At 55.1% G+C, this 2,815-nt stretch carries 1 rRNA gene; it reads right to left on the bottom strand.

The features are described 5' to 3' along the window. Positions 1 to 44: 44 nt before the first annotated feature. Positions 45 to 2,815 (bottom strand): 23S ribosomal RNA (locus tag KNO68_RS14770); the annotation flags it as partial.

Here is a 2,815-nt window from a genome sequence, read left to right as displayed (position 1 = left end):
TTGTTCCCTGAAAACTGAGGATTCATCAACACAAACCATTAGACTAGATCAAAGCCTCGACCGATTAGTATCATTCAGCTCCACGTGTCGCCACGCTTCCACCCATGACCTATCTACCTCATCGTCTCTGAGGGGTCTTTCTTGATTGCTCAAAGGGAAATCTCATCTCGGAGGGGGCTTCATGCTTAGATGCTTTCAGCACTTATCCCGTCCGCACGTAGCTACCCAGCGGTGCTCCTGGCGGAACAACTGGTACACCAGCGGTGCGTCCATCCCGGTCCTCTCGTACTAAGGACAGCTCTCCTCAAATTTCCTGCGCCCACGACGGATAGGGACCGAACTGTCTCACGACGTTCTGAACCCAGCTCGCGTACCGCTTTAATGGGCGAACAGCCCAACCCTTGGGACCTACTCCAGCCCCAGGATGCGATGAGCCGACATCGAGGTGCCAAACCTCCCCGTCGATGTGGACTCTTGGGGGAGATCAGCCTGTTATCCCCAGGGTAGCTTTTATCCGTTGAGCGATGGCCCTTCCATGCGGAACCACCGGATCACTAAGCCCGACTTTCGTCCCTGCTCGACTTGTAGGTCTCGCAGTCAAGCTCCCTTCTGCCTTTGCACTCTTCGAATGATTTCCAACCATTCTGAGGGAACCTTTGGGCGCCTCCGTTACTGTTTAGGAGGCGACCGCCCCAGTCAAACTACCCGCCTGACACGGTCCTCCAGCCGGATCACGGCTGCGAGTTAGAGACTCTATACGCAAAGGGTGGTATCCCAAGGGTGTCTCCACCGAAGCTGGCGCTCCGGCTTCACAAACTCCCACCTATCCTGTACATCGCGTACAAAGCCTCAATATCAGGCTGTAGTAAAGCTCCATGGGGTCTTTCCGTCCTGTCGCGGGTAACCTGCATCTTCACAGGTACTATGATTTCACCGGGTCTCTCGTTGAGACAGTGCCCAAATCGTTACGCCTTTCGTGCGGGTCGGAACTTACCCGACAAGGAATTTCGCTACCTTAGGACCGTTATAGTTACGGCCGCCGTTTACTGGGGCTTCGGTTCAGTGCTTCTCTTGCGATGACACATCCCCTTAACCTTCCAGCACCGGGCAGGCGTCAGCCCCTATACTTCATCTTGCGATTTAGCAGAGACCTGTGTTTTTGCTAAACAGTCGTTTGGGCCTATTCACTGCGGCTTATGTTGCCATAAGCGTCCCTTCTCCCGAAGTTACGGGACCATTTTGCCGAGTTCCTTAACGAGAGTTATCCCGCGCGTCTTAGAATTCTCATCTCGCCTACCTGTGTCGGTTTGCGGTACTGGCGCCGACCTCCTCACTAGAGGCTTTTCTTGGCAGCGTGAAATCCGGTGCTTCGCCCTACGGGCTCCACGTCACAGCTCAACCTTGTATGCCGGGCGGATTTGCCAACCCGACGGCCTCGCTGCTTGTCCGTGCACTTCCAGTCGCACGGTCACCTTATCCTTCTGCGTCCCCCCATCGTTCAAACGGTGGTACGGCGGTACAGGAATATCGACCTGTTGTCCATCGCCTACGCCTTTCGGCCTCGGCTTAGGTCCAGACTAACCCTGAGCGGACGAGCCTTCCTCAGGAAACCTTAGGCTTTCGACGGAGGGGATTCTCACCCCTCTTTTCGCTACTCACACCGGCATTCTCACTTCCAAGCGCTCCACGGCTCCTCACGATACCGCTTCACTGCTGCTTGGAACGCTCTCCTACCATCCCTTACGGGATCCATAGCTTCGGTGGTATGTTTAGCCCCGTTACATTTTCGGCGCGGCGCCACTCGACTAGTGAGCTATTACGCACTCTTTGAATGGTGGCTGCTTCTAAGCCAACATCCTAGTTGTCTGTGCAGCGCCACATCCTTTTCCACTTAACATACACTTGGGGACCTTAGCTGATGGTCTGGGCTGTTTCCCTCTCGACTACGGATCTTATCACTCGCAGTCTGACTCCCGAGTACAAGTTGCTGGCATTCGGAGTTTGACTGAATTCGGTAACCCTGTGGGGGCCCCTAGTCCAATCAGTGCTCTACCTCCAGAACTCTTCACCTCGAGGCTAGCCCTAAAGCTATTTCGGAGAGAACCAGCTATCTCCAGGTTCGATTGGCATTTCACCGCTACCCACACCTCATCCCCGCACTTTTCAACGTGCGTGGGTTCGGACCTCCAGTCAGTGTTACCTGACCTTCATCCTGGACATGGGTAGATCACCTGGTTTCGGGTCTACGACGACGGACTGATGCGCCCTGTTCAGACTCGCTTTCGCTGCGGCTCCGCCTCATCGGCTTAACCTCGCCCGCCATCGTAACTCGCCGGTTCATTCTACAAAAGGCACGCCATCACCCGTGAACGGGCTCTGACTACTTGTAGGCATACGGTTTCAGGATCTCTTTCACTCCCCTTCCGGGGTGCTTTTCACCTTTCCCTCACGGTACTGGTTCACTATCGGTCACTAGGAAGTATTTAGCCTTGGGAGATGGTCCTCCCGGATTCCGACGGGGTTTCACGTGTCCCGCCGTACTCAGGATCCACTCTGGAGGGGATGGGGTTTCGGCTACAGGGCCGTCACCTTCTCTGGCCGACCTTTCCAGGTCGTTCACCTACCCTATCCCTTTGTAACTCCGTGTAGAGTGTCCTACAACCCCAGGAAGCATGCTTCCTGGTTTGGGCTGTTCCCGTTTCGCTCGCCGCTACTCAGGGAATCGAATTTTCTTTCTCTTCCTCCGGGTACTTAGATGTTTCAGTTCCCCGGGTATGCCTCACGCCACGCTATGTATTCACGTGGGTGTCCCGCC

The sequence above is a fragment of the Exiguobacterium sp. s75 genome (assembly GCF_018617145.1).
Lineage (GTDB): Bacteria > Bacillota > Bacilli > Exiguobacteriales > Exiguobacteriaceae > Exiguobacterium > Exiguobacterium profundum.
This window is presented reverse-complemented; position numbering and strand designations above follow the sequence as displayed.